Source organism: Stenotrophomonas sp. (assembly GCF_032099025.1).
Classification (GTDB): Bacteria; Pseudomonadota; Gammaproteobacteria; order Xanthomonadales; family Xanthomonadaceae; genus Stenotrophomonas.
In genome coordinates this window covers 25,263-50,865 of sequence record NZ_DAMCID010000020.1, presented here as the reverse complement: position 1 = coordinate 50,865, position 25,603 = coordinate 25,263, and the positions used below count along the sequence as shown (strand labels likewise).

General features: G+C 69.7%; 11 protein-coding genes. 7 read left to right on the top strand and 4 right to left on the bottom strand.

Annotated features, from left to right (window positions below):
* Window positions 1-10 precede the first annotated feature (10 nt).
* A complete protein-coding gene (locus tag RT456_RS14260) occupies window positions 11-610 on the bottom strand; it encodes a hypothetical protein (protein WP_313347700.1) in 600 nt (199 codons plus the stop codon).
* Between the two features lie 198 nt (window positions 611-808).
* Between RT456_RS14260 and RT456_RS14255 the strand changes: the two genes are divergently transcribed.
* From RT456_RS14255 to RT456_RS14240, 4 genes are all read left to right on the top strand, one after another.
* Window positions 809-1,558: a response regulator transcription factor gene (locus tag RT456_RS14255; protein ID WP_313347699.1), complete on the top strand. Its 750-nt coding sequence runs from the start codon at window positions 809-811 to the stop codon at window positions 1,556-1,558.
* Window positions 1,559-1,785: 227 nt separating this feature from the next.
* The gene (locus RT456_RS14250; protein WP_313347698.1) at window positions 1,786-11,331 is read left to right on the top strand and encodes an SdrD B-like domain-containing protein; all 9,546 of its coding nucleotides are present in this window, start codon (window positions 1,786-1,788) and stop codon (window positions 11,329-11,331) included.
* A complete protein-coding gene (locus RT456_RS14245; protein WP_313347697.1) occupies window positions 11,328-14,684 on the top strand; it encodes a hypothetical protein in 3,357 nt (1,118 codons plus the stop codon). Before RT456_RS14250 ends, RT456_RS14245 begins: the two co-directional genes overlap by 4 nt.
* Before the next feature lie 10 nt (window positions 14,685-14,694).
* Entirely contained in the window at window positions 14,695-15,705 is a 1,011-nt protein-coding gene (locus tag RT456_RS14240) for an OmpA family protein (RefSeq protein WP_313347696.1), read from the top strand.
* Window positions 15,706-15,737: 32 nt separating this feature from the next.
* Here RT456_RS14240 and RT456_RS14235 read toward each other — a convergent pair whose 3' ends face one another.
* Window positions 15,738-17,609 (bottom strand): GGDEF domain-containing protein, encoded by a 1,872-nt coding sequence (locus RT456_RS14235; protein ID WP_313347695.1) that lies wholly within the window; start codon window positions 17,607-17,609, stop codon window positions 15,738-15,740.
* Between the two features lie 150 nt (window positions 17,610-17,759).
* Here RT456_RS14235 and RT456_RS14230 point away from each other — a divergent pair, with 150 nt between their 5' ends.
* From RT456_RS14230 to RT456_RS14220, 3 genes are all read left to right on the top strand, one after another.
* Entirely contained in the window at window positions 17,760-19,115 is a 1,356-nt protein-coding gene (locus tag RT456_RS14230; RefSeq protein WP_313347694.1) for an ATP-binding protein, read from the top strand.
* Between the two features lie 63 nt (window positions 19,116-19,178).
* The gene (locus RT456_RS14225) at window positions 19,179-22,625 is read left to right on the top strand and encodes a PAS domain-containing hybrid sensor histidine kinase/response regulator (protein ID WP_313347693.1); all 3,447 of its coding nucleotides are present in this window, start codon (window positions 19,179-19,181) and stop codon (window positions 22,623-22,625) included.
* Window positions 22,626-22,752: 127 nt separating this feature from the next.
* Window positions 22,753-23,985 (top strand): hypothetical protein, encoded by a 1,233-nt coding sequence (locus RT456_RS14220; RefSeq protein ID WP_313347692.1) that lies wholly within the window; start codon window positions 22,753-22,755, stop codon window positions 23,983-23,985.
* Window positions 23,986-23,991: 6 nt separating this feature from the next.
* Here the strand turns inward: RT456_RS14220 and RT456_RS14215 are convergent, their stop codons facing one another.
* Together RT456_RS14215 and RT456_RS14210 are read right to left on the bottom strand one after the other, a co-directional pair.
* Window positions 23,992-24,567, bottom strand: coding sequence for a manganese efflux pump MntP family protein (locus RT456_RS14215; RefSeq protein WP_313347691.1), 576 nt, complete (start codon window positions 24,565-24,567; stop codon window positions 23,992-23,994).
* A gap of 364 nt (window positions 24,568-24,931) precedes the next feature.
* Window positions 24,932-25,597, bottom strand: coding sequence for a response regulator transcription factor (locus RT456_RS14210; RefSeq protein WP_313347690.1), 666 nt, complete (start codon window positions 25,595-25,597; stop codon window positions 24,932-24,934).
* Window positions 25,598-25,603 lie beyond the last annotated feature (6 nt).

Sequence of the window (25,603 nt, the reverse complement as noted above, 5' to 3'; positions counted from 1 at the left end):
GCCGCGCTCGTCAGCGGATGTGGATGCGGAACAGGATCTGGGCGTGCCGCAGCATGGGATCGCCCTGCTGGGTGGACAGCGGATCGCGGGGGTCCCACTGGTGGGGTGGCAGGGGCTCGCAGGGTGGGCCGGGCGGCGGCGGCGTACCCGCTTCCCAGGCCGCGACATACAGCGCGTTGCGGCCGGTCTCGCGGACGGCACTGACGAACAGACGGACATTGAGCTGCTGCGGTCCGGGCGCGCTTTGCTGCGCTGGCAGCCCGTCCACCTCCGCCTGGATCCGGTTGACCAACCGCTCGACGAACTGCTCGCGTTGTGCCGGTGCGTAAAGCCGGGGGTACAGCGCCACTTCCCGGCGCACTTCGCCTACCAGGCCAGGACAGAGCTCCTCGAGCATCGACAGCGGCCAATGCTGCGTAGACCCGGCCGCTCGCCACGGCACCGATGCCCCGGGCAGCGCCGTTGCTGATGTGATGCCCGGGGTTGCCTCCACCCCTGCAGAGGCACGGTTGCTGATCGATACGATCGGTGCGGTAGCAGGCGGTGGGATATCCGGAACGGGTCGTCCGACCGGAATCGTGGAAGAAGACGGGGAGTCGACGGGGTTCATGGTCACTTTCGACGCTGGGCGAGACCCGACGCTGACTGCAAAGGCGATGGCCAGCAAGAGTCGGATCCGTCGTGGTTCCTGGCACCGCAACGCATCGGTGGCTGGCGGCCTTGGGGACAGGGCACTGCAGTGTCGTATTTGGCTCGCTTCCGACCTGCGGCTAGACTGCAGGCTGGTTCGAGGGATGCGACACGCCACGTGACAGCAGGAAACGACAACGGTCACGGCCCCGCGCCGATGGCCCGCGCGGGGGAGCTTGCGGGACTGCATGTCTGGGTGGTCGAAGACGATCCGGAGCTGCTGGCGCTGCTGCTGGACGACCTTGCGTGGCGAGGTGCGACCGTGCGTGGGCTGGGCAGTGCCGAGGCCCTCTACCGCGCGCTGTTGAGCGACCGCTGCGACATCGTGGTGCTCGATGTCGGCCTTCCCGGTGAGGACGGCTATGCAGTGGCCAGCCACCTGCGTGCGTCGGCCGACATCGGCATCGTGATGCTGACCGGGCGTGGCGATGCACGTGACATGGCGATGGGGCTCACCCAGGGCGCCGACCTGTACCTGATCAAGCCGCCGGACCTGGACGTGCTGGCCGCCGGCCTGCGCAGCCTGCGCCGGCGCCTGCCGGGCGCACGCGGCGAGCCCGCCGTTGCCGCCGCGCCGCCATCGCGATGGGAGATGTCCACCGACGGCTGGACATTGCACGCGCCTTCCGGTGCCCGCCTGGCCCTCACCGCGATGGAGCGCGGGGTGCTGCAGCAGCTGTTCGCTGCGGCGGGCGTGGCGGTCACCCGTGACCAGCTGATCGCGCAGGTCACCGATAACCCGTGGGATTTCGATCCGCACCGGCTGGACGTGCTGGTGCACCGCCTGCGCGCGCGCGTGCGCAGTGCTACCGGGGTGGAGCTGCCGATCCGCGCGCTGCGCGGGCAGGGCTACCTGCTGACCGGCTGATCCGGCACCCTGCCGGGTGGTGTGAGCGAGTGTGAGCGTGCGTGAGCCGCCGGCACTGACTTGTTTTCACGGCAACATCACAATTCGCCCCGCCCGGTACCGCCGGCGACGCCTGTCGCCCGCCGTTCGGGAGTCATCTGACAGGGAACGTCCGGTTCGATTGCGTTGGGAGCGCATCGTGCCGCGTTCCCCGTGAACGCCGCAACGACCGGAACAGGGGAAAACGCATGTCCATCCATAGCGATCGCGCAGCCATCTGCGCGGCGGCAACGCCGTTCGAGCGCACGTTGGCGCCGTGGTGGCCGCTGCGGCTCCGGCGCGCCGTGGTCGCGCTGCTGATGGCGCTGCCGCTGCCCGCACTGGCGGTGGACCTGCAGATCACCGACTTCTCCGATACCGGCTACGACCCGGTACCGGCGGGCACGACCGTGATCTACAACGTCAAGGTCGAGAACGGCGCCAACGACAACGCCAGCGGTACCGTGACCCTGTTCGACCTGCCCGCCGGCACCGCGCTCGCCGGCACCGCACCGGCCGGGTGCAGCGCCTCGGCAGGCGCCAGCGGCACGACCCGCGTGGTCTGCACCAACCCGGTGCTGAATGCCGCGACGGCCCCTTACGAGTTCAAGCTGCCGGTCACCACCACCGCCTCGCAGCCGGCCACCATCACCGTCCGTGCGGCGATCGGCTTCGCCACTGCGCTGCCGCCGGCGACCACGCCGATCAGCGCGCTGCAGACCAACGATCCGTTCTTCGGCAGCGACACCAACGTTGCCAACAACCGCACCAGCCAGAACACCACCATCCAGGCCGCGGCCGACCTGGAGCTCAGCAAGAGCGCGACCCCGAACCCGGTGATCGGCGGCGGTGAAATCACCTATACCCTTACCGTGCGCAACAACGGCCCGAGCGTGGCCACCGGCTTCAACGTGGTCGACACGCTGCCGCCGAACGTGGCCCTGGTGGGCGTGCCCAGCGGTGCGGACTGGGCCTTCGCCCAGCAGAACGGTACCTACAACGGCACCCTGGCGGTCGGCGCGACCACCAGCTATTCGTTCCGTGGCAAGGTCAATGTCGGCACCGGCAACATCGTCAACTCCGCCGTGGTCAACGCGGGCACGGTGGCCGATGCAGTGCCGGACAACAACGCCGCGCAGGTCACCACCGCGGTCACCGCCGGTGCGGACCTGCTGGTGTCCAAGTCGGTGTCGCCGGCGCCGGCAGCCGCTGGTTCGGTGGTCACCTATACGCTGACCGCGCGCAACGACGGGCCGAGTGCTTCCACCAATGTGGTGCTTCGCGACCCATTGCCGGAAGGCTTCATCGTCAACGGTGTGACCGGTCCCAGTGGCTGGTCGTGCAGCAACAACGCCGAACGCACCGTGGTCACCTGCACCGCCGCGAGCTTCGCACCGGGCGCGCAGGCGCAGATCGCCATCCAGGCGCAGGTGCCTTCCACCGGCACCAACAGCAGCGGCACGGTCAGCAACACCGCGCAGATCAGCGCCGATACGCCGGACCCGGTATCGGCCAACAACACCGGCAGCGTCGGCCTCACCGTCATCCCCGACGGCGCCGACCTGCGCATGACCAAGACCAAGACACCGGCCCTGGTCCCGGTGTGGAACAACACCGGCCTGCGCACCGACAGCGTGATGGCCAGTGCGCTGCGCGCGCAGAACCTGGGCCCGCGCACCGTCACCGGCAACCTGCAGCTGGTGGACACGCTGGCCCCCGGCGAAGAGTGGGTGGATGCCAACGGCCAGCCGTATGCGCCCGGCACGCCGGTCACCGTGGGCGGCTTCAGCTGCAGCGTGGACCGCGCCTGGAGCGGGGCGCCGGCGCAGGTGGTCACCTGCACGCAGACCGGCGGCTACCCGGTGGCCGTCAACGGCAACTCGGCGGCGCTCACGCTGTACACGCTGGCGCGCCTGCAGGGCACGCTGTCCAACACCGCGTGCACCGGCGGCAGCGGTGGTTCGGCCGAACCGACCACCGCCGGCGGCATCAACCTGGACCCGAACACCGGCAATGACTGCACCGGTGCGCAGAGCCGCGCCACCGACGCCCGCGCCGATCTGTCGATTACCAAGCGCACCAATGCCGCGGGCGACGCCGACAACATCATTCGCGACACCGACGGCGGGGTGAGCTACACGCTGCAGGTCACCAACAGCGGCGCAGCCACCACCGGCGTGGTGGTCAACGATCCGATTCCCGGCTTCGTCACCGGCTCCACCACCGTGACCTCCACCAGCACCCCGGCCGGCTGGAGCTGCGGGCTCACCGGCAGTACCTGGGTGTGCCGTTCCAACACGACCGCGCTGGCGGCCAACGCCACGGTCACGATCGGCTTCACGGTGAACCGTGGTCTGTTCGACAGCCAGTCGCAGGCCGCATTGACCTGCGGCGGCGTGGCGATGCCGGCCGGCCGCTTCTGCAACACCGCCGGGGTGAGCGTCGATCCGACCGTGAGCGGTTCGATCGGCGAAGCCGACGCCACCAACAACAGCGCCTCGGACTGGGTGCAGATCGACCCGGTCGCCAACGTGGCCACCACCGCCAAGGACATCACGTCGGGCAGCCCCGGTCGTGCCGGCGTCAACACCACCTACCGCATCACCTACCAGAACCGCGGCCCGTCGGTGGCCCGTGGCGTGGTCTTCACCGACACCTTCACCCTGCCGGCAAATGACGCCGGCTTCGTGCTGGTCTCGGCCGTGCGGACCGGCACCGGCACCACCGCCTGTACGGTGACCAGCAGCGACCCGGCCATCGGTTCGGCCGCCGCGCCCGGTGGCACCTCGTGGTTCAACAACGGCGGCGCGCCGGCCACGCTGCGGCTGACCTGCGCACCGCTGGACATGGCGAACAATTCGACCCAGACGATGACGGTGGTGATCCGCCCGAACGTCAACAGTGGCAACACCGGGCGTCAGTTCACCAACGTCGGCACGTTCTACGTCGACCTCGATGGCAACGGCACCCAGGACCCGGCCAGCGGGACCGACGGCAACGGCCGCACCTACAACTACAACAGCCGTACCGACGATGACAGCCGTTCGGCCGTGCTCGACTTCACCGCCGGTGAAGTGGACCTGATCGTCAACAAGATCGACCAGAACTTCGTGGGCGCCGTGGACCCGCTCGGCTTCGATTCGCGCGTGGGCCAGGAAGCCAACAACTACATCACGTACCAGGTGAGCGTGCGCAACGACGGTCCGTCGCTGGCGACGCGGACGCTGATCGAAGACACCATCACCCCGGCCAGTGGCGCCAATGTCGCCTTCGTCGGCAGCCGCACCGGCACCGCGACCACCCCGCAGGGAGCGCTGGAAGCACCGGGCGACCGCTGCACCGTGGCGCCCGGCAGCACCAACCCGAGTACCGCACCGCAGACCCTGTCGTGCAGCCTGCCCAGCATCGGCGTGGCCACCACCGAACAGGGCGTGATCGGCGCCGGCCAGACCAGCTACCTGTACCTGGTCTACCAGTACCTCGCCTCGCCGCCGGCTACCGGCGCGACGCTGCTCAACTCGGTCACCGCGCGCTCGGCCGAAACCGAACGCGACAGCAGCAACAACACTGCCGTGCAGGAAACCAGCATCCGTACCCGCTCGGACCTGGCGATGACCAAGTCCAGCGTGGTGCTGGCCCCGAACGCCGACCCGACCCAGCCGCTGCCGGCCGCCGCCGCCACGGTCAGCCTGCGCCAGCCGTTCTGGTACGTGCTGGACGTGCTCAACAACGGTCCTGGCCACAGCCTGTCGCGCGACCGCACCGGCAGCAACCCGTTGCGCGGCGATGGCGTGGTGGTCACCGACACCCTGCCGGCCGAACTGGAGGTCATCGGCGGCGCCGAAGCCATCACCTGGCAGAAGGTGGGCAACACCGCCGACGCCGGGGTGCAGGCCAATGGCACGGGCAACTGCGAATTGAATGGCCGCACCGTCACCTGCCGCATGGGCGACCTGGCGCTGGACGGCCGCACACGCGTGCTGGTTCCCGCGCGCTGGACCACGCTGCCGACCAACGGCGCCGGCAGCAATACCGCCCGCGCCACCAGTGACCAGCTCGACCCGACTCCCGGCAATGACGAAGGCACCAGCACCCACACCGTGGTGCGTTCCTCGCTCGCCGGCGTGGTGTTCCAGGACCGCGACCGCAGCGCCGGCAACGGCGGCACGGTGCAGACCGCCGAGCCCACCATTTCCGGCGTCGAAGTCCGCCTCGACGGCCAGGACGCCTATGGCAACGCGGTGGCGCTCACGACCACGACCGACGCCAGCGGCGCCTACCGCTTCGACAACCTTGCCCCCGCGGGCGCAGGTGGCTACACCGTGACCCAGGTGCAGCCGGCGGCCTACGTCAACGGCCCGGTGGCACCGCCCACCAGCGGCGGCCAGGCGCCGTCGGCGGGTGGCACGTTCGCGGTGGTCGATCCGGCCGCGACCGCCAATTCGGTCTACACCGCCATCGCGCTGGGCGCGGGCGTGGACGCAGTGCGCTACAACTTCCCCGAAGTGCGTCGCCCGGCCTTGTCCGGCTTCGTCTACGTGGACAGCAACTACAGCAACACCCGCAACGCGGGTGATGCGCCGATCGCCAACGCCACCGTGGAACTGCTCGATGCCGCCGGCACCGTGCTGGCAAGCACCACCACCGGCAGCGATGGCAGCTACACCTTCAACAGCCTGGACCCGCTGCAGGTCTACACGCTGCGCGAAGCGCTGCCGACCGGCAGCTACCGCAACCGCCCGAGCGCGATCAACCCGGGCCTGGTCGGCGCCGGCGCCTGCGTGGGCTGCACCGTGGCCACCGGCGCGTCCGGTGACGCCGCCACCACCGACCGGATCAGCAGCATCGACCTGTCGCGCGGCGAAGACGGCACCCTCTTCAACTTCGGCGAAGACGCGATCACCGCGATCTCCGGGCATGTCTACCTGGACCGCAACGGCAATGGCGACTTCGATGCCGGCGATGCGGGCACGCGCCATTCGCAGCCCAATGGCGGCCTGCAGGGCGTCACGGTGACCCTCATCGGCGCTGGCCCCGACGGCGTGTTCGGCAATGCCGACGATCTGCCAGCGGTGGTGGTGCAGACCGACGCGCAGGGTCGCTACGATTTCGACGCGCTGGTGGTGGGACAGAACTACCGCATCACCGAGACCCAGCCGCAAGGCTATGCGAACGCGACCGAGAACGCGTCCAACGTCATCACGCTCAACGCACTGCCGTTGACCGGTTCGGCCGGCAACGACTTCGGTGAGACGCTCGGCTCGATCAGCGGGCTGGTCTACGAGGACTTCTCCAACGTCGCGGCCAACAACAACAACGGCCGCCGCGATGCCGGCGAGAACCCGATCGCCAACGTCACCCTGACCCTGTCGGGCACCGACCTGCTCGGCAACCCGGTCGCACTGACGGCCACCACCGACGCCACCGGCAGCTATCGCTTCAGCGACCTGCTGCCGCCGCAGGCGGGAACCGACTACACCCTGACCGAAACCCAGCCGGCCGGTTATCTGGACGGCAGGCACACGGCGGGCAATGCCGCCACGCCGGGCAGCACGGCGGTGCCCAATGTGATCTCCGCCATCGCCATCACCGCCGGCCAGGACGCCACCGGCTACCTGTTCGGCGAACTGGCCAATGCGCCGATCAGCGGCACCGTGTACCTGGACCGCAACGACGACGGCGACAACAACGCCGGCGACATCGGCATTCCGGGCGTGCAGGTGACCATCGTGGGTGCCGGTGCCGACAGCGTGTTCGGCACCACCGACGACACCACGGTCAGCTTGGTCACCAACGCCGACGGCCAGTACAGCTACCCGGGCGCGATCGCCGGCCAGGACTACCGCATCACCGAAACCCAGCCGACCGGCCTGGGCGAGGGCCGCGAGCAGCCGGGCAACGTCATCAACGTGACCAACCTGCCGGCGGCGGGTTCCAGCGGCAATGATTTCGGTGAGCTGGCGGCGTCGCTGTCGGGCACCGTCTATCTGGACCGCAACAACAACGGCGTGCAGGACGCCGGCGAACCCGGGCTGGCCGGCGTGCAGCTGCAGCTGCCGGCCGGCACCGTCGACGTGCTGGGCAACGCCGTGACCACGGCGGTGACCGATGCCGACGGCCGTTACCGCGTCGAACACCTGCCGGCGGGCACGTACAGCGTGACCGAACAGGCGACGCAGCCGCTGTTCAACGGCGCGCCGACCCTCAACGGCATCACCCGCGCGGGCAGCGTCGACGGCGTGGCCGCGGGTGTGGCCACGGCGGTGGCCAGCGTGCCCAGCGCGATCACCGCGATCGCGCTGCCGGCCGGCAGGAACGGGATCGAACACAACTTCGGCGAGATCCTGCCGGTGGCGATCTCCGGCACGGTGTTCTTCGACGTCGACAACGACGGCATCCGCAGCGGTGCGGCCGAGACCGGCATCGAGGCGGTGACCCTGCAGGTCACCGGCACCGACGACACCGGCGCCAGCGTCAACGTGAGCGTGCAGACCGATGCCGATGGCCGCTTCGCCTTCGATGGCCTGCGCCCGGGCACCTACACCCTGACCGAGCCGCAGCAGCCGGCCGGCACCAGCAACGGCATCACCACCGCCGGCACGGTCGGCGGCACCCCGCGTGGGACCGCCACGCCGGTCACCACGGTGCCCAGCCGGATCAGCACGATCGACCTGACCACGCCGGGCAGCGCGTCGGTGGACAACCTGTTCGGCGAGATTCCGCTCAACAGCGGCATCAGTGGCAAGGTCTGGACCGACCGCAACAACGACGGCGTGATCGACCCGGGTGAAACCGGCCTGGCCAATGTGCGCATCACGTTGGTCGGCACCGACCTGGCCGGTAACCCGATCACCCGCGACACCGTGACCGATGCCGACGGCAGCTACAGCTTCGCCGAGCTGCCGCCGGGCACCTATGGGGTGGCCGAGCCGGACCAGCCCACCGGTACCCGCGATGGTCGCACCGTGGCCGGCAGCACCGGTGGCACCGTCACCGCGCCGGGCACCACGCCGTCGCAGATCAGCGCGGTGGTGCTGGGTGTCAACCAGCAGTCGATCAACAACAACTTCGGCGAGATTCCGACCGCGAGCATCGCCGGCCGCGTCTACAACGACAGCAATGACAACGGCAGCGTCGACAGCAGCGAAGGTGGCATTGCCGGCGTCAGCGTCGTGCTCACCGGCACCGACGATCTCGGCCAGCCGGTGTCGGCGACGCTGAACACCGATGCCGACGGCCGCTACCGCTTCGACGGCCTGCGCCCGGGCACCTACACCGTGACCGAGCCGACCCAGCCGCCGCAGACGCTCAACGGCATCACCACGGCGGGCACCGTGGGCGGTGCCACGGTGGGCGTCGCCAGCGACCGTGCCAGCGTGCCGTCGACGATCAGCCAGATCGTGCTGCCGCTCGGTGCCGATTCGCTGGAGAACAACTTCGGCGAGATCGGCGACTCGCCCGACCTGATGGTCAGCAAGTCCTCGACCACTCCCCGCTTCACCGTGAACAACGTCGCCGCCTACACCATCCAGGTGCGCAATGGCGGCCAGCAGGTATCGCGGGGCGACTACGTGGTGCACGACCGCCTGCCGGTGGGCCTGAGCCTGGAGAGCACGCCGGTGGGTACCGGCTGGACCTGCACCGGTGAGCCCGGCGCAACCCGTTTCAGCTGCACCAGCCAGCGCGTGCTGGCGGCCGGTGCGGTCTCGCCGGACACCATCGCCGTGCAGGCGCGCGTCGGTGCGGCTGCGGCCGAGGCCGGTACGGTGAACAACGCCGTGCTGGTTGAAGGGGGCGGCGAGAACGCCTTCCGTGCCCCGACCGCCGCCGAGCGCGCCGCGTTCGACGGCGAGGTGGGCGACCTGCCGGCGTGCGTGGACAGCATCCTCCACAACGCCTGCCGCGTGCCCAACACCGTGCAGCTGGCCGCGTCGGTCGGCGGCACCGTGTGGTTCGACGTGGGCAGCGACGACCAGTTGCTGGACGGTGGTGACAGCCGCCTGTCGGCCTGGATCGTCGAACTGGTCGACCCGGCCACCGGCCTGGTGGTGAAGAGCACCGCGACCGCAGCGGACGGCAGCTACCGCGTCGGCGATGTGGTGCCCGGCGTGAAGTGGAACATCCGCTTCCGCGACCCGCGCTCGAACGTGCTGTGGCCGTTCCCGGTCACCCGTGAAACCGCCGGCGGCGTGCAGGAAGCCTGCGACACCGACGCGGCGATCGCGCGCGGCGGCGTCAGCGCCTGCCGCACTGCCGACAACGGCACCAGCCAGCTGGAAGTGGTGCTGCGCGCCGGTGAACACCTGCCGCAGCAGAGCCTGCCGGTGGACCCGTCGGGCGTGGTGTATGACGCCACCACCCGCGACCCGGTACCGGGCTCGATCGTCACGCTGGCCCCGGTCGGCCTGTGCACCGGCTACGACCCGCGCACCGCAGTGCTCAACGCCGCCAGTGGCGGTTACCGGATCGACGGCAACCGCATTGCCATGACGGTCGGCAGCGAAGGCTTCTACCAGTTCGCCTTCGCACCGACCGCACCGGCCCGCTGCGAATTCCAGCTCACGGTGACCCCGCCGGGCGGCTACACGTTCGTCTCGACGATGATTCCGCCGCAGGCCGACACCCTGTCGCCGGCCGGCGGCGCCGGTGCCAACCACGTCGTGCAGGCCAACACCCAGGCACCGACCGGTGCGGTGGGTGCGGCCACGCAGTACTACCTGACCCTGTTCGCCGGTTCGACCACGGCGGCGATCGTGCACAACCATCTGCCGCTCGATACGGCGGTGGCCACGGGTCTTGCGATCACCAAGACCGGTGACCGCCAGACCGCCGAGATCGGCGACACCGTGCAGTACACCATCACCGTGCGCCAGACCGCCGGTAGCGCGCTGGGTGCGTTGAACGTGATCGACCGCCTGCCGCGTGGCTTCACCTACATCGACGGTACCGCCCGTGCCGATGGCCGCGCGGTGCCCGATCCAGCCGGCAAGCCCGGTCCGCTGCTGGGCTTCGCGCTGGGACCGATCAGCGTCGGTGGCCAGGTCGTGCTGACCTACCGCGTCCGGGTGGGCGTGGGTGCGCAGCAGGGCGATGGCATCAACCGCGCGCAGGCCTTCGGCTGTTCGATCAGCGGGGGCTGCATCGACCCGGTCGCCATCGCGCCGCTGGCCGGTGCGCTGGCATCCAACCGGGCCGAGTACCGCGTCCGCGTCACCGGCGGTGTGTTCACCGACCAGGCCTGCGTGCTCGGCAAGGTGTTCATGGACTGCAACAACAACCACCTGCAGGACCGCGAAGAGCTCGGCATCCCGGGCGTGCGCCTGTACTTCTCCGACGGCACCTGGGTGATCAGCGATTCGGAAGGCAAGTACAGCCACTGCGGCCTGCCGCCGCAGAGCCACACGCTGAAGGTGGATGCCAGCACGCTGCCGGTCGGCGCACGCCTGACCACCAGCAGCAACCGCAACCTCGGCGACGCCGACAGCCTGCTGCTCGACCTGAAGAACGGCGAGCTGCACCGCGCTGACTTCATCGAAAGCAGCTGCGCCAACCCGGTGCTGGAGCAGGTCAAGGCCCGCCGCACCCAGGGCGAGGTGCGCGCACCGGAAACCGAACCGGGGCAGGCACCGCTGCGCTTCGAGAGCAAACCCGCACGGGCGCCGCAGCAGGCGACCGACACGGCCAACCAGAGACCGATCGTGCACCCCAGAGCCAACCCGCCCGCCGCCGGCGCCACCACGGAGGGCACGCCATGAGCCGCGCCCCCGTGTTGCGCCGGCTGCCCCGCCTGAGCCTGCTGGCCTGCGCACTGGCCACCTTGCCGGCGATGGCCCAGAGCGTGGGAACCCCGGGCCGCTTCACCCCGGTCCTGGGTGACGCCAGCACGCTGTACCCGCGCAGCCCCGCCAGCATCGATGCGGCGCCCGCCGCCCTGCGCGCGACGCCGCCGGGTACGCTGGACCGCATCGTGGTGGAACTGGACCGCGACGGCGTACCCGCCGACGGCCAGAGCCCGGTGCACGTGCGCGTGCAGCTGCTCGATCCCAGCGGCCTGCCGCTGACCGGCACCACCTACGCCACGATTGAAAACAGCGGTGGCCGGGTCCGCCTGCCGGGCTCGCGCACCGATGAGCTCGGCCCCGGCGCGCTGGATGCCGACAAGGTCACCCCGGGCGTGCAGCTGCAGGTCGTCGACGGCGTGGCCGAATTCGACCTGATCGCGCCGCACGAGCCGCAGGATGTGCTGCTGCGCATCACCGCCGGTGCCGAGACCGCACAGGGCAGCATCGGCTTCGTCCCCGAAATGCGCGAGATGATCGCCACCGGCCTGATCGAAGGCGTGGTGAATTTCCGTCGCAACGGCAACGGCGGGCTGGTGTCGCCGGTGGAGAGCAACGACGCCTTCGATCGCGACATCCGCCGCTGGGAACGCCAGTTCAACAACGGCAAGGCCAACGCCGCCGCGCGCACCGCGTTCTTCGTCAAGGGACGGATCAAGGGCGAGACCCTGCTGACCGCCGCCTACGATTCGGACAAGGACACCCGCGGCCGACTGCTGCGTGACATCCAGCCGGAGGAGTTCTACCCGGTCTACGGCGATTCGTCGCTGCGCGGGTTCGACGCGCGCTCGGCCGAGCGCCTGTACGTGCGCATCGACAACAAGCGCAGCTACCTGCTGTATGGCGATTTCCAGACCGGCGACGGACTGGCCACCGCCACCGGCATCGGCGGCAGCGGCCCGATTCCGCAGCGCAGCCTGGGCACCTACAACCGCACCGCCACCGGCCTGGGCTGGCATTTCGAAAGCGCGCGCGTGCGCAGCAATGTGTTCGCCATCGAGGATTCCCTGCGCCAGGTGATCGAAGAGTTCCGCAGCCAGGGCAGTGGCCCGTATGCGCTGCGCAACAACGCGGTGCTGGAAGGCAGCGAGCGGGTCGAGGTGATCGTGCGTGACCGCAACCAGCCCACCCGCATCGTCTCGGTGCGGCCGCTGGCGCGGCTGGTGGACTACAGCTTCGAGCCGTTCTCCGGGCGCATCCTGCTCAACCAGTTCCTGCCGGCGTTCGACAGCGATCTCAACCCGGTGTCGCTGCGCATCACCTACGAACTGGACCAGGACACGGAAAAGTTCTGGGTGGTGGGCGCCGATGCACAGGTCAAGCTGACCGACCGCCTGGAAGTGGGCGCGGCCGCGGTGGACGACCGCAACCCGTATGCGGCCTTCCGCATGGGCAGCGCCAACGCCAGCTACCGGTTCGGCGACAACACGCTGCTGGTGGCCGAGTTCGCGCGCACCGAAAGCGAGGTCAACACCAACAGCATCAACCAGATCACTTCGCAGGGGTTGAAGGACGTCACCGGCGAGGTGGCCGGCGATGCGTGGCGGGTGGAGTTCGCCCACCAGACCGACACGCTGGAAGCGCGCCTGTTCGCCGCCCGCACCGACCCGGCCTTCAACAACCCGGCGGCGCCGCTGTATGGCGGCCGTGGCGAGTACAACGCCCGCGTGGCCTACCAGCTGGGGCCGCGCCTGGAGCTCTACGTGGAAGGCCTGCGCAGCGAGGACCGCAATCCCGACGGTGGCAAGCGTGATGCCGGCGGCGCCGGCGTGCGGATCGACGCCACCGAGCGGCTGACCGTGGACGTGGGCGTACGCAGCATCCGCGAGACCATCGGCATCACCTCGCCGTGGTCGTCCGGGGTGCCGTTCGGCAATGCCGGCGGGTTGACCGGCGGCTTCGCCACCGGTGCCGGCGGTGGCGCGCTCGGCTATGGCCAGCAGGCGCTGGATCCGGCCACCGGGTTGATGGTGATCAACGGCAGCAGCACCGGCAGCCCGATCACCAGCGACCTGCCGGTGGGCACCGAGCTGGAATCGGACAGCGCCCGCGTTGGCCTGGGCTACCGCCTGAGCGACCGGCTCAGCAGTGGCGCGGAGATCGAGCACAGCGTCAGTGGCGAGGACCGCCGGCGCCTGGCCGCGGGCCTGGACTACCAGGTGTTCGAACGCAGCCGCCTGTACGGCCGCTACGAGAAGCAGACCGGCCTGACCAGCGCGTACGGCATCACCACCACCGACCGCGAGGCCGATGCGCTGGTGTTCGGTATCGACAGCAGCTACCTGCGCGACACCCAGACCTTCAGCGAGTACCGCCTGCGCGACGCGATCAGTGGCCGCGACGTGCAGGCCGCCTCGGGCATCCGCAACAACTGGGATATCCGCGAAGGGCTGCGCCTGTCCAGCTCGGCCGAGCACGTCAAAGTGATCGATGGCAGCACCGGCGACAGCACCGGCCTGGCGCTGGCGCTCGACTACGCGGCCAACCCGCTGTGGCGGGGCGCGATCCGCGCCGAGCACCGCATCTCCGAGGACGTGCCGGACACCGACACCAACGAGGCGTTCAACACCACGCTGCTGCAGTTCATGCTGGCGCGCAAGCTCAGCCGTGATTGGACCCTGCTGGGCCGCAACTACCTGCTCAGCACCCGCTACGACGCACGCGGCGACGTGCTGCAGGACCGCTTCCAGCTGGGCGTGGCGTACCGCGACACCGACCGCAACCGGATCAATGCGCTGGCCCGCTACGAGTACAAGCTGGAGCGCGATGAAAGTGGCTTGACCCTGTCCGACGGCAGCACCGTGGATGGCAGCAGCCAGGACGTGCGCACGCGCGCCCACATCGTGTCCGCGCATGCCGACTGGCACCCGTCGCGGCCGTGGTGGTTCACCGGACGGGTGGCGGGCAAGTGGCAGCAGGACCAGTTCGCGTACCGCGATGGCGCGCGCGTCGACAGCCGCTTCCGCGCGATGCTGTTCTCCGGCCGTGTGGTGTACGACATCACCGAGAACTGGGACATCGGCGTGCTCGGGTCCACCTTCCGCGGGCAGGCCGGTGCAAACCAGTATGCCTACGGCATGGAGGTCGGCCGCCTGCTGCGCCAGAACCTGTGGTTGTCCGCCGGTTACAACTGGACCGGCTTCACCGGCGACCGCGACCTCAATGGCTACGAGTACACCCAGCAGGGCGTGTTCCTGCGCCTGCGCTTCAAGTTTGACGAAGACCTTTTCCGGCCGGACCCCGTCCGCTACCGCGACCCGGCACGCTGAGGATGCCCCGATGACCGTTACCCACCCGACCTTCCGTTTCGCCCGCCCGTTGCTGGGCATGGCGATCCTTGCCGGACTCGCCGGTGCCGCTTCGGCCCGGCAGGCACAGCTGCTGCCGCAGCAGCTGCGCATCACCGACGCCGCGATCCACGCCGACCACGCCACGTATGAGGCCACCCAGGGCCGCATCCAGGCGCTCAACGACGGCGGCCGTCCGATCCGCGATTACCACCTGTCCAAGGCGCAGTGCTGGCTGGACGTGTCCTTCCACGAATACAGCCGCAACGACCGCAGCGACTTCCCGCAGGCCGCGCTCGGTGAATCGGAGCGGCTCATCATCGGCATGGAGCAGGGCGCCCGCCCGCTGCCCACCGACACGCCGCTGGTGAACAACGCCAAGTACCTGCGCGACGACCTGTGGCAGCGCCTGCGCGTGCTGCACGGCACGCCGGGCTTCGCCTGCGCAGCGCAGCAGGTGGCCTGCGGCGAAGTCGAGCTGGTGCACGCCGGCAACGAGTTCAACCAGCAGCAGTGGCGGCATTCCAAGCCGTACATCCAGATCGCCGAGGAGCTGGTGAACGATGCCGAGGCGCTGGCCCGCCAGTGCGACGTGGCACCGGCCGCAGTGACCGCACCGGGCCCGCTGGTGGCCAACGTACTGTTCGAGTTCGACCGCGACGGCTACCGCGATATCCGCACGTACTCGCTGGAAAGCGTGGACCGCGCGCTGGCCAGCATGGCCGGCGAGAAACTGCAGCTGCAGGGCATCACGCTGGTCGGCCATGCCGACCGCATGCAGGGGCGTGGCTTCGATGCCAACCAGTCGCTATCCGAGCGACGCGCCCGTACCGTGCGCGAGCTGCTGATCGGCCGCGGCATCGACCCTGCGAAGGTGCGCTACGAATACCGCGGCGATACCCAGCAGGTCCAGCAGTGCGATGGCGTGCGTCCGCGCGCGGCGCTGCTGGAATGCCTGTTGCCCAACCGTCGTGTCGAGGTGCGATTCGAGGTCGCGCGCTGAAATGAGGTAGCGCAGCCACGCATGGCGTGGCGTCACGGAACCCACTGGATCGGGCGGCTGCTGCTCAATGTCACCCACCCGTCGGCCATCGCCGCGGTGGGATTGCCCAGCAGCGCGCGCAGGTCCGGTGCACCGGCGCCGCGTTCGCCCCACACGCACGCCCATGCATTGCGTCCGCTCTGGCGGGCCACCTGCAACGCCCGGTCGGCGGCATGCAGGCTGTCGTCGAGCACGGGCGGCACATCGTCGAAGAGCGGCAGCGACGCCACCCCGATGCTCGCGCTGAGGGTGAGGTGTTGTCCGGGACCGATTTCGACCACCAGGCGTTCAATTGCCAGCCGCAAGTGACCGGCCAGGGCCTGCGCGGCCGCTGCGCTGGTGTCGTGGCGGGCGACCAGGAATCCGGCGCCGCCCCAGCGTGCCACCAGGTCATGGCGGTCGCTGGCCTGGCGTACGCAGGTGGCCACGGCCTTCAGTACGCGGTCGCCGGCGGCCTGGCCATGGCGGTCGTTGAGCTGCTTGAAATGGTCCAGTTCCAGCAACAGCAGCGCGCTGCGGCCGCGCCGTGACGCCTGGGCGGTGTCGGCGTCCAGCAGCCGTTCCGCCTCGCGCCGGTTGACCAGCCCGGTCACCGCGTCGGTCCGGCTCAATGCCGTGAGCTGGCGGCGCTGGTGGCGCAGCCGCAGCACGATCACCGTGGCGATCACCCACACCGCCAGCAGCGCGGCGACGGCCGTATTGCGCAGCAGGCGCACCCGGCCCAGGTCCTGCACGGCGTTGACCTGGGCCGGATCGATGCTGCGTTCGGCCGAGGCCTGCAAGCGGGCCAGCTGGGTGAGGGTTTCGCCCTTGTTGCGGGCCTGGTCCATGTCACGACCCTGGCGCACATACTGCAATGCCTGCTCGCGGTGGCCGAGCAGGGTATGGATATCGCCGAGCAGGTCCAGTCCGTTGCGGATCTCTTCGGTGAAGCGCCCGCCGTCGGCCAGGGCTTGTGCCCGCAGCGCCAGCGGCAGCGCGGCGTCGGCCTGGCGGCGATCGATCGCCAACCGCGCCAGCCGCTGCAGGGTCACGATCTGGCCCTGCGGGTCCTGCACGGCCTGCCAGTCCAACACCTTGCGCAGGCCGGCCTCGGCCGGGTCCAGCTGCCCGGTCACGCGCTGGATCTCGGCACGGTGGCTGGCAATACGGTGCAGGAACACGTCCTGCCCACTCAGCCGCGTCCCGATCCCCTCGGCGCGCTTGAAGGCCGCCGACGCCTCGTCATACCGCTGCATCGTCAGCAGCGCGTAGCCGTAGTTGTAGTACAGGATCAGATCGCCGGGGTTGGGCGGGCGGCGCAGGTGCTCGCTGAGCTGGGTGGCCTTGTGCAGGTACGTCAGCGCCCCTTCGGCATCGCCCATGGCATCGCCACGGATCATCGCGATCTGCATCAGTGCTCCGATCTCGCCGTGCACGTCGCGCTCGCGGACCGCCGCGTCGAGCAGCTCGCCGGTCAATGCCAGCGCCCGGGTGTGATCGCCGCGCCATAGCAGCAGGTGCGAGGCCATCGAGCGCGCGCGCATCCGGTCCTCGGCCGTGGCATCGGCGCGTGCTGCCGCTGCGAGCAGGCGGTCGGGCAACCCGGCGGTCTGGTCCAGCTGCCCCAGCGCCCGCAGGGATACGCCCAGGCAGCCCACGGCGCCGATCTCCAGCGAGGTGGAGATCGACGGCGCCGCCAGCAGGGCGCGCGCCATCTTCAACGACGTCTGCGGTTCACTGGTGAGCAGCGCATGGCACTGTTCCACCTGTTCCATCCGCGGCGCGCCATCGAGCGGGCGTTGCGCCAGAGCGGGCAGGGCGGCGAGCGAAAACAGGCAGACAAGCGCAGGCAGTCCACGCCGGACAAGCGACAACGTAATCATGGAGGCAACGACTTCCCCGGTCGGGTGCAGACTGATGACGGCGTACCGGGTCCGGCGCGGAGCGGCGGCGGCGGCGGTGCCCGGGCACGCGCTGCTAATATACCCGTGTTGCCGCCGAGCGCCGGCCTCACCGGCCGGATCCCGTCCCGCATGCCCGACCCGCTGCCCCCCGCACCCAACGCCGCCAGCGCTTGCCCGCAGGGTCTGGGCACCCGGACCGACGCCATGCTGCGGGGGCTGCTGCTGCTGGTGGGGCTGTACCACCTGCTGCTGGCGCTGTGGCTCGCGTTGCGCACCGGGCCCGGGCTGGACCTGATGGTGCCGGCCATGGCCGCCTCGCACATCCTGCTCTGCCTGCTGTGCCTGATCGAGCATCGCGCCGGGCGCACCCTGCATGCGGCCATGACCTTCCTGGTGGGTGAACTGCTGCTGCTGGTGCTGGCCTACGGCTACTGGGGCCTGGCCGCACAGCTGCGCGTGCAGATGGTGCAGCTGGTTCCGGTGCTGCTGGTGGCGGCGGTGCTCGGCGGCCCCGCGCTGCGCTGGAGCACCGCCTGGCTGTGTGGCGTGATGGCAATGGGTGCCTGGGGCGATGCGTCCGGTGCGCTGTTCCGTGCCGACCGGGTGCAGCACGCCACCGCCGATCTGGCGATCTCCGCAGCGGGTGCCGTGATCACCGCCTGGCTGCTTCACCACAGCGTGACCGGGCTGCGTGAAAGCCTGCACGAGGCGCAGCAGCGCAGCCGGGAACTGTCACGCAAGCGCGACCAACTGCAGGTGGAGATGCAGGAGCGCGAGCGCTCGCGCGACCAGCTGGTGCACGCCATGAAGATGGAGAACGTCGGCCGCCTCGCCAGCGGGATCGCGCACGACTTCAACCACCTGCTGGCGCTGATCCAGGGCTACGTGGCCAAGGCGCGGCGCAGCGAGGGTGACGACCTGCAGACTGCCCTGCAGGGGGCGGACTCGGCCACCCGCCGGGCCAGTGCGGTCAGCCGCCGGTTGCTGGATTTCAGCCGGCTGGAGCCCGGCCGGCCGCAGCTGCTGGACGCGGCGGCCACGCTGATGGCGATGGCGCCCACGCTGCAGCAGGTCTTCGACGAAGGCGTGCGCTGCGAGGTGGACACCGGCGGGGTACGCCGGCTGATCCACTTCGATCCGGCGCAGCTCGAATCGATCCTGCTCAGCCTGGCGGTCAACGCCAACCAGGCGATGCCCCATGGCGGCGCGTTCACCCTGCGGCTGCAACCGCCTGACCCGGACGGCGCGCTGGTGCTGCAGCTGCAGGACACCGGCCAGGGCATGAGCGAAGCCATCCGCGCCCGGTGCCTGGAGCCGTTCTTCACCACCAAGCCGGTGGGCCAGGGCACGGGGCTGGGGCTGTCGGTCACCGCCAGCCTGGTGGCCGCCGCCGGCGGTTCGGTACAGGTCCACAGCCGCCCCGGCGAGGGCACGCGCATCGACCTGCACCTGCCCTCGCGCCCCCTGGCACCGCTGGCAGCGTGAGGATGGCCCCGGCATACCGCATCCAACGGCTACACTGCCGAATGCGCTCGCGGAAACATTGCCGTGGTTTCTAGCTGGATCCTGCTGCTGGTGTCGGTGGCCTATGCCGCGCTGCTGTTCGGCGTGGCGTGGTGGGGCGACCGTCGGCCGATGTACCCGGACCGCCCGTGGCTGCGCCCGGTGGTCTACAGCCTGGCGCTGGCCGTGTACTGCTCGTCGTGGACCTTCTACGGCGCCGTTGGCACGGCGGTGCGCAACGGCATCGGCTACCTGCCCATCTACCTGGGGCCGCTGCTGCTGCTGCTGTTCGGCTGGCGCATCATCGAGCGCCTGGCGCTGATCGCGCGGAGCCAGAACGTGGTCTCCATCGCCGACTTCATCTCCTCGCGGTTTGGCCGCTCACGGCGGCTGGCAGCACTGGTGGCGGTGATCGCGCTGATCGGCATCGTGCCGTACCTGGCCCTGCAGTACAAAGCCGTGGCCATGAGCCTGCAGGTACTGACCGGCAACGTGGGCCCCACCGGCTATTTCAGCGACCCGGCGCTGTACGTGGCGCTGCTGATGGCGCTGTTCGCCACGCTGTTCGGCACCCGCCAGGTCGATGCGACCGAGCATCACCACGGCATGATGCTGGCGATCGCGCTGGAATCGATGATCAAGCTCATCGCGATGGTGGCGCTGGGCCTGTTCGCCTACCTGTGGCTGGCCGATCGCGGCGAGACGGTGATCCGCAGCGTGCATACGCTGTTCACCGGGTTGCCACCGGTGGGCTTCATCTCGCAGACCCTGCTGAGCTTCCTGGCGATCGTGTGCCTGCCGCGCCAGTTCCACGTGGCGGTGGTCGAGTGCGGCGATGTGCGCGACGTGCGCCGCGCGCGCTGGATGTTCGGCGGGTACCTGGTGGTGATCTCGGCAATGGTGATTCCGATCGCCACGGCCGGCGTGACCCTGTTCGGCACCGGCGGCAGCGTGGCCGACGACAGCATGGTGCTTGCGCTGCCGCTGGCCGAAGGCCGCAAGTTCCTCGCCCTGGTGGCCTACGTCGGCGGGTTCTCCGCGGCCACCGGCATGGTCATCGTCTCCTCCATCGCGCTGGCCACGATGGTCAGCAACGACCTGGTCATGCCGGTGCTGCTGCGCCGCAGTGGCGACCACCAGGAAGCGGCCGACGTCGCCTCGCGGGTGCTGTGGATCCGCCGCATGGCGATCCTGCTGCTGGCGCTGGCCGCCTACAGCTATTACCGCGGCAGCAGCAACGACAGCACGCTGGCGTCTTACGGGTTGATGGCCTTCGCGGCGGTCGCACAGTTCGCGCCAGGGCTCATTGGGGGGCTGTACTGGCGCGGTGCCAGCCGCCGCGGCGTGGAGACCGGCATCCTGCTGGGCTTCGGCACGTGGATCTACACCCTGCTGCTGCCCGCGCTGACCCACGCCGGCTGGATGGACGCGACCTGGCTGACCGCCGGACCCTTCGGTATCGAATGGCTGCAGCCGCAACGCCTGTTCGGCATGAGCGGCTGGGATCCGCTCACCCACGGCACCTTCTGGTCGCTGCTGGTCAACGCCGCGGCCATGCTGCTGGTCTCGGTGCGCTGGCGCCCGGGCGTGGACGAGCGCCTGCGCGCGGCGCCGTTCCTGGACCCCTATGCGCAGCGCCCCGCGGTGGCCGGCGCCTGGCCAGGCAACGTGCATGTGGGCGACCTGCTGGCGCTGGCCTCGCGCGTGGTCGGCGACCGCCATGCGCGCCGCTCGTTCTTCGAGCAGGCGCAGTCGATGGGCCTCGAACTGCAGGCCTCGGCCGCGGCCGACCGGGCCTGGGTGCAGTTCACCGAACGCCTGCTGGCTGCGTCGATCGGTGCGGCGTCCGCGCGCCTGCTGCTCACCAGCCTGCTGCGTGGCTCGGGCATGGACCTGGGCGAAGTGGTGGCGGTGCTGGACGAGGCCGGTCAGGAACTGCGCTTCAACCGCGAGATCCTGTCCACCACGCTGGAAAACATCAGTGCCGGGGTCAGCGTGGTCGACCCGGAAATGCGCTTGACCGCTTGGAACCGGCGCTACCAGCAGATGTTCGGGTACCCCGACGGCATGCTGTATGTCGGCCGCCCGGTGGCTGACCTGATCCGCTACAACGCCGAGCGCGGCGAGCTGGGCGAGGGTGACATCGATATCCAGATCAACCGCCGCATCGGCTACATGCGCGCCGGGTCGCCGCACATCTTCGAGCGCACCCGCAGCGATGGCCGGGTGATCGAGATGCGCGGGCAGGCGCTGCCCGGCGGTGGCTACGTCACCAGCTACAACGACATCACCGACTACAAGCACGCCGAAACCGCGCTGCTGGAGGCCAACGAAACCCTGGAGCAGCGCGTGGCCGAGCGTTCGCACGAGGCGGAGATGGCGCAGCAGTCCAAGACCCGCTTCCTGGCGGCGATCAGCCATGACGTGCTGCAGCCGCTCAACGCGGCGCGCCTGTTCGCGTCGGCATTGCGCGACAGCCACCACGACAACGACGAGCAGCGCCACCTCGCCGAGCGCGTGGACGCCTCGCTGCGCGCGGCCGAAGAACTGCTCGATGGCCTGCTGGATGTCTCGCGGCTGGATGCCGGTGGGCTGCATCCGGTGATCGGCGATTTCGATGTGAGCCTGCTGATGCGCGAGCTCGCCGCGCAGTACTCGCCGGTGGCGGCCGGCCGCGGCCTGCGCCTGGATCTGTTCGCGCGGCCCGCGTGGGTACGCAGCGACCGCCGCCTGCTGCGCCGCGTGCTGCAGAACTTCCTGGCCAATGCGCTGCGCTACACCCGCCAGGGCCGCATCGTGCTGGCGGTGCGTCACCGCCGCGACGAGGTCGAACTGCAGGTCTGGGATACCGGGCCGGGCATTCCCGAGCACCACATGCAGCAGATCTTCGACGAGTTCCACCGCTACCAGCAGCCGTTCGACTGGGGCGAGCAGGGCTTGGGCCTGGGCCTGTCGATCTGCCAGCGCATCTCGCGCCTGCTCGACCACCGGCTCAATGCACGCAGCCGGGTAGGCAGTGGCAGCATGTTCTCCATCCTGCTGCCGCGCGCGGCGGTGCCCGACCTGCCGCCGGCCACAGCGCAGTCGCTCCCGCCCGAACACGCCACGCGCTCGGATTCGCTGGCCGGCATGCGCGTGCTGTGCGTGGACAACGACCAGGAAATCCTCGACGGCATGCGCGCGCTGCTGGGCCGCTGGCAGGTGGAGGTGATCACCGCCAGCACCGTCGACCAGGCCCTGGACGTCGTGGACGCGCAGCTGGACGTGATGCTGGTGGATTACCACCTGCACGACCGCCTGGACGGGCTGGACACGCTGGTGGCGCTGCGCGAGCGCGCCGGTCGGGCGATTCCCGGCGCGCTGCTGACCGCGGACGGTCGCGATGAGCTCAAGCGCATGGCGCGCGAGCGCGGCTACCGGCTGCTGACCAAGCCGATCAAACCGGCCTCGCTGCGCGCGTTCCTGGCCGCGCATTCGAGCCTGCCTGGCTGAAGGCGACAGAGGCGTGGCGCCGTGCCGCGCCTCGCCTACGGACGCGGACGCGGTCGGACGTGATGCGCAGCCGCCGCGGTTTCGACCGGTGCCTATGCTGGCGGCCCCGTTCCACGGATCCGCACCCGTGATGCCCAAGCTCTCCGCCGCCGGCGGCGCCACTACCCCCTGCCTGACGGATCCGCCGTTGCCCGCCACGACATCGGCCCGCGCTGGGGCGTCGTGGCTGCAGTCATTGGGGAATGTGTCGCCGCAGGACGCGCTGGCCGGGCCAGTGGCGGCGGGGGTCGGCGCCGGTGCGGGCAGCGCGGTGGCGCTGGCCTTCCAGGGCATTGGCAACCTGCTGCCGGGGACGGGCGTGGGCGCTCTGCTGGGCGTCGGCTGGTGGGGCGTGCTGCGCTGGAGGGAGCACGTCCAGGCATCCATGGAGGCCAACAAGGCGCGTGTCGATGCGCTGGAGCACTACCCTGCGGTGCACCAGCTGCTGGCGGCGAAAGGCGCCTGCATGCACGACATGGCTGCCGTGAAACAGGTGTCCGATTTCGTGGACAGGGAGGTGAAGCGCATGTGCGCTCTGTTCGAGCAGCACTGCCGCCAACAGGGACTCAAGGTCGCGCCGCTGATGAAAGCGGTGCTGCGGCATTTCTTTCTGCTGCACTGTGGCGATCGCGGCATCCTGGTGGTCAGCCGTGCCAGCACGCAGGAGTGCTACCTGGTGGCCGCGCACCGCGAGAACCAGGAGCCCATCCGGTTGGCACTGGGCCGCAAGGGCGCATCGCCCACAGCGGTGTTGCGCAACCTGCGCTGCCCGTACATACGCGCAGACCTGGCCAACGAACGCGTGCACGCGGCCATGGCGTTCCAGATGGAGCGCGATGACGTCGAATACATCCCCGCTGCTGGGGCGGGGTCAGGCCAGGCCGCACGCCCGCGCGAACCTGCGGCAGCGCACGCGGACGCGGTGGCGCCGCGCTGCCGGCGGCCTGCCAGCCATCGCCGGCCGGCCCCGACTGAGCCGCCAACGGGCCCCGGGCCCCGTACCGTACCGCCGGCGACGTGCGACATCGTCAGGGGCCAGATACTGAGAGACCAGATGGCCTGCCTGCCGGCGTCGGGGCGGACGCTGACCAAACTGGCAGTGATCGTCGAGGACCTGCAGGCAGGCCGCGTGTGCGGCAAGCCGGTCACGCTTCATGGCGTGCATTACAGCGCCAGCGATATCCAGCTGGACGGCCTCAGCGGACGCAACTTGTGGCGACTGCTGCACCGGCGCACACCGGGGGGACACGAGCTGGTTGGAATCGTGGATTACCACGAGCCTCGCGGGGGAGGTTGCAGGATGCGCTGGTGGGAACCCTGAGCGGGCTCAGGCCGCGCCGTGCAGATGCTCGTACAGGATGGTCGCGCCGATGATGATCAGGATCACGCCACCGACGATCTCCGCGCGCTTGCCGACCATGCCGCCGAGCACGCGGCCCAGCATGATACCCAGCGTGACCATGGTCAGCGTACACAGGCCGATGACCACGGCCATCACACCGATATGCACGTCCATGAAGGCCAGGCCGATGCCGACCGCCATCGCATCGATGCTGGTGGCGAAGCCGGTGACGGCCAACCGCCAGAAGCCGTGGTGTTTGTCGGCGTCGTCCTCATCGCCGCCGGCGTCGGGGCGCACGCCATTGATGATCATGTGCAGGCCGAGCGCGCCGAGCAGACCGAACGCGATCCAGTGATCGAAGGCTTCCACGTACTGCAGTGCGGCGCGCCCCAGCAACCAGCCGATCACCGGCGTGATGCCCTCGATGACACCGAAGATGAGGCCAGCGCGCAGCGCGTCCGGGAAGCGTGGCGTGCGCATGGCCGCACCTTTGCCGATCGCCGCGGCGAAGGCATCGGTGGACATGGCAAAGCCGATCAGCAGGATGGAAACGGGTGACATGGGAGGGCACGGCAGGTTGGGCGGTGTCGGACAACGGTCCGCGCTCGCGCCCAACCTGTCGTTGCGCACGCGGACCGCTGGTCTCGCCAACCATCATGGCTGCCCGCACCACGGCGCACTGGCCGAGTATGTTGATACGGGCGTTTCCTCATCACAGGAAACAGGCTACTCCCCAAGGGGACGCGAAGCTTAGCACCGACAGTGCGCTTCACCACGGAATGCACGCATTGCGCAGGGAATGCTGGGATGTATAGCTTCGGCTATACGCCGAAGCTGGTAGAGCGGACTGTTAGTCCGCTGCATGTTCTCTACCGCGCAGGTAGTGCCGGCCGCTGGCCGGCAGCCACGCAGATCCAACCGCAGGTCAATCCTCTTCCGGCGGCAACACCAACGGCTCGTCATCCAGCGCCAGCTTGCCGGCCATCAGCACCGCCTGGGTGCGGTTGGTGACGCCCAGCTTGCGCAGGATCGCAGTGACATGGGCCTTGATGGTCGCCTCGGACACGTTCAGGTCGTAGGCGATCTGCTTGTTGAGCCGCCCTGCGCCCAGCATCTGCAGCACGCGGAACTGCTGCGGCGTGAGTTCGCGCAGACGCTGGCCGACCTCGCGCTCCTCACGACCGGTCGGCGGCATGGTGTGTGCCTCCGGCGGTGCCCACGTCTCACCATCCAGGATGGTGCTCAACGCATGGCCGATGGTGTCCGAATCGGCCGACTTCGGAATGAAGCCGAACGCACCGTGGTCCAGCGCACGCCGCATCACGGTCGGCTCCTCGCGGGCCGACACCACCACCACCGGCAACTGCGGGTGCAGGGCGCGCATGTGCACCAGCGCGTTGAACCCCTGCGCGCCGGGCATGTTGAGGTCCATCAGGACCAGGTCGGCGTCGGTGTGCTGGTCGGCAAGCTGGTACAGCGCTTCCACGCTGTCGGCTTCAAACAGCAGCACCCCCGGCATCACCCGCTGCACCGCGCCGCGCAGGGCTTCGCGGAACAGGGGGTGGTCGTCGGCAATCAGCAGGGTAGGCATGGGGTT

Bases quoted from the DNA above. Each gene is read 5' to 3' on its own strand.
- RT456_RS14260 (WP_313347700.1), bottom strand. From the start codon at position 610: ATGAACCCCGTCGACTCCCCGTCTTCTTCCACGATTCCGGTCGGACGA.
- RT456_RS14250 (WP_313347698.1), top strand. From the start codon at position 1,786: ATGTCCATCCATAGCGATCGCGCAGCCATCTGCGCGGCGGCAACGCCG.
- RT456_RS14245 (WP_313347697.1), top strand. From the start codon at position 11,328: ATGAGCCGCGCCCCCGTGTTGCGCCGGCTGCCCCGCCTGAGCCTGCTG.
- RT456_RS14240 (WP_313347696.1), top strand. From the start codon at position 14,695: ATGACCGTTACCCACCCGACCTTCCGTTTCGCCCGCCCGTTGCTGGGC.
- RT456_RS14235 (WP_313347695.1), bottom strand. From the start codon at position 17,609: ATGATTACGTTGTCGCTTGTCCGGCGTGGACTGCCTGCGCTTGTCTGC.
- RT456_RS14230 (WP_313347694.1), top strand. From the start codon at position 17,760: ATGCCCGACCCGCTGCCCCCCGCACCCAACGCCGCCAGCGCTTGCCCG.
- RT456_RS14215 (WP_313347691.1), bottom strand. From the start codon at position 24,567: ATGTCACCCGTTTCCATCCTGCTGATCGGCTTTGCCATGTCCACCGAT.
- RT456_RS14210 (WP_313347690.1), bottom strand. From the start codon at position 25,597: ATGCCTACCCTGCTGATTGCCGACGACCACCCCCTGTTCCGCGAAGCC.